Source organism: Actinoplanes sp. NPDC051633, assembly GCF_040681735.1.
GTDB lineage: Bacteria > Actinomycetota > Actinomycetes > Mycobacteriales > Micromonosporaceae > Actinoplanes.
This window is the reverse complement of sequence record NZ_JBFAZH010000896.1, coordinates 1-3,286: the sequence shown is the minus strand read 5'-3', so window position 1 is coordinate 3,286 and position 3,286 is coordinate 1. Positions and strand designations below refer to the sequence as shown.

Below are 3,286 nucleotides of genomic sequence, written 5' to 3'. Positions count from 1 at the left end.
GGAAGATGACCGAGCCGCTGGCCAGCACGATGCTCAGGCCGAACCAGCGGCGGCGCGACATCTCCTTGACGATCATCGGGCCCAGCCCGATGCCGACCGCCAGGCCGATGAAGAGGGTGGCGAACAGCAGCGAGAACGCGGCCTCGCCGGCGCCCAGGGAGAGGGTGAAGAACTTCGCGGTGCCGATCACGATGCCGCCGGCCGCGAACGCCCCGAAGATGCCGAGGACCAGGCCCCGGACCAGCGGCGTGGTGCCGATGTACTTCCAGCCGTCGACGAACTGCCGGAGCATGCTCTGCTCGGCCTTCTTGTGGCGCTGCCGGTGCGCCTGGCTGATCTCGCGGATGCCGAAGAAGACCACCAGGGCGGTGGCCAGGCGGGAGAAGGCGTTGACGTAGAGGCCGATCTGCGCGGGCTCGGCCCAGTCGGGCAAGGTGCCGAAGCCGCCGCGGACGATCCCGTCCAGCGTGGCGAGGCTCAGGGCCGCGAGGATCGGGGTGATGCCGTACGTGGTGATCAGCGTCAACTGGTTCGAGACCTCGAGCCGGCTGCGCGGGATCAGGTTGGGGACCGCGGCCTCCTTGGCCGGGATCCACATCAGCGTCACGGCCTCACCGATGAAGGTGGCGACCACCGCCCACGTCACGACCAGCGCGCCGTTGTCGAGGATCAGCGCGGCCACCGGGATGGATCCGTACACGAAGAACCGGATGACGTCGCAGATCACCATCGTGTAGCGGCGGTCGAACCGGTCGGCCATCACGCCCGCGATCGGGCCGAGGATCAGCGCCGGCACCAGCCGGATGGCGATCGTGCCGCTGAACGCGCCACCCTGGGCGGCGCTGCCGGTGACCTGTTGCGACGCGAAGAGCGCGGTGGCCAGCAGACCCAGCCAGTCGCCGAACGACGCGACGCTGAGCACGAGCCAGAGCCGCCGGAAGGGGCGGATCCGCAGCACCGAGCGCAGCGCGGCGACCCCGGACAGGTCCACCGGAGCTGCGGCCTCGTTGCGCGCGTCGGTGTCGATGGTCCTACCTCCCGTGGTCAGTACCCGCAGCACTCTAACCGGCGAGCGCTGCTCATCGGTGGCACGCTCGTTCGGGTGGCGCATAGATGAAGGTGTTTCGCGTACGCCGATGACGGGTTATCTTCCTCGCGTGACCGCCGACAAGCCTGGCCTGCAAAGGCGTCTCGATCGTGCGACCGCGCACCTGGAGACGCCGATCGCGGTGGTCGACCTGGCCGCGTTCGACGCGAACGCCGCGGCCCTCAGCCGACGCTCGGGCGGCAAGCCGATCCGGATCGCCAGCAAGTCGGTACGCTGCCGGGCCCTGCTCGAGCGGGCATTGGCCCGGCCGGGCTGGCGCGGCGTGATGGCGTACACGCTGCCCGAGGCGATCTGGCTGGTCCGCTCGGGCGTGTCCGACGACGTGCTGGTCGCGTACCCGACGGCGGACCGCTCGGCGATCGCCGAGCTGGTCAAGGACGACGAGCTGGCCGCCGCCATCACCCTGATCGCCGACCACCCCGCCCACCTCGACCTGGTCGACCAGGTGGCGCCGCCGAGCCGCCGGGCCGAGGTACGCCTGTGCCTTGAGCTGGACGCGTCCTGGCGCCCGGCCGGTCCCCTGCACGTCGGCGTGCGCCGCTCACCGGTGCACTCCGCCGGGCAGGCGTCGGCGCTGGCCCGGCGGCTGGTGGCCCGCCCGGGTTTCCGGCTGGTCGGCCTGATGGCCTACGAGGCGCAGATCGCCGGCGTCGGCGACGCGCCGACCGGTCAGCCGGTCCGCGGCCGCGTCATCCAGCTGATGCAGCGCCGCGCCTTCCCCGAGCTGGCCGAGCGGCGGGCGGCCGCGGTCACCGCCGTGCGCGAGCACGCCGACCTCGAGTTCGTGAACGGCGGCGGCACCGGCAGCATGGCCGCGACCGCCGCCGACCCGTCGGTCACCGAGATCGCGGCCGGCTCCGGGCTGTACGGGCCGACGCTGTTCGACCAGTACACGAACTGGCAGCCGGCCCCGGCCGCGCTCTTCGCGCTCTCCGTGGTCCGGCGGCCCGCCCCGCGGATCGCCACCGTGCTGGGTGGCGGCTGGATCGCCTCCGGACCGGCGCACCCGTCCCGCCTGCCGACCCCATACCTGCCCGCCGGCCTGCGCTTCCGCGCCGACGAGGGCGCCGGCGAGGTGCAGACGCCACTGATCGGCCCGGCCGCGTCGAACCTGCGGCCGGGCGATCGGGTGTGGTTCCGGCACGCCAAGGCCGGCGAGCTGTGTGAACACGTCAACGAGCTGCAACTCGTCGACGGTGACACGGCGGCGCCGACCCCTACGTACCGGGGAGAAGGTTTTGCGTTTCTCGGGTAGCTCAGGCGGCGTTGACGTGGCGGTGCAGATACTCCCTGATCAGCGCTTTCGCCTCACCGATGACCGCCTCGTCGCCGGTCACGACGCGCCGGAACGCGAGCTTGATCAGCGCGTCGGCCGCCTCCACGGCGATCTGCAGCGCGAACCGCAGGCGGTCCTTGTCGGCCAGCTGGAACTGGTCGACCAGCAGCTCGGCGAGGCGCTCGGCGATGACCGCGTTGTTGTCCCGCTCCGCGTCCAGCAGGTGCAGGTCGACGACGTCGCCGAAGTGCAGCGTCCGGAAGCCCGGCACGGTGCGGTGCATCGTGATGAACGAGTCGATCGCGGCGTCCACGCCGTCCCACCAGTGGGCGAACGTCTCGTTGGCGAAGCGGGCGCCGAGCGCCTGCAGGTATGCGTCCATGTTGCGCATGGCGAGCGCCTGCACGATGGCCCGCTTGTCGGGGAAGAACTGGTAGACCGAGCCGATGGCCACCTCGGCCCGCTCGGCGAGCAGGGTCGTGGTCAGGCCTTCGTAGCCGACCTCATCGACAAGCTCGGCGCAGGCGTCGAGCATGCGCTGGACCCGGGCAACGCTTCTGCCCTGCACCGGAACCCGCCGCAGCGGTCCGGTGGTGACGGTTGGTGTCGACACGCGTCGCCACTCCCTCTCAGCAGTGATAAAAGAACGTTACTCGGATCAACGAGCGAGCAGCATCGACGGGACGCCAGGGATACTGACGATCACTGGTTTTGTGCGACTGTCCGCTCGGTGGAGGGACAAGGCGGTCATGAGTGATACCCGCTGGCGTAACTGGGGCCGCAACCAGCAGGCCAACGCCGCCGAGGTGCACACCCCGGGCAGCGCCGACGAGGTGGCGGCGCTCGTCAAGGAGGCGGCCGAGCGCGGCGGGCGGGTCAAGGCGGTCGGCAGCGGGCACTCG

2 protein-coding genes and 1 pseudogene are annotated in these 3,286 nt (G+C 71.2%); 1 reads left to right on the top strand and 2 read right to left on the bottom strand.

The features are described 5' to 3' along the window. Nucleotides 1-991 (bottom strand): annotated as a pseudogene (locus AB0M20_RS34065) (dTMP kinase); the annotation flags it as partial. A 166-nt stretch (nucleotides 992-1,157) separates the two neighbouring features. On the opposite strand from AB0M20_RS34065, the gene AB0M20_RS34060 reads away from it, so the two are divergent. Beyond that, nucleotides 1,158-2,363, top strand: coding sequence for an amino acid deaminase/aldolase (locus AB0M20_RS34060; RefSeq protein WP_364304455.1), 1,206 nt, complete (start codon nucleotides 1,158-1,160; stop codon nucleotides 2,361-2,363). 1 nt (nucleotide 2,364) lies between these two features. On the opposite strand, the gene AB0M20_RS34055 is transcribed toward AB0M20_RS34060, so the two are convergent. Beyond that, complete coding sequence (locus AB0M20_RS34055; RefSeq protein WP_364304454.1) at nucleotides 2,365-2,997, bottom strand: TetR family transcriptional regulator; 633 nt, start codon at nucleotides 2,995-2,997, stop codon at nucleotides 2,365-2,367. Nucleotides 2,998-3,286 lie beyond the last annotated feature (289 nt).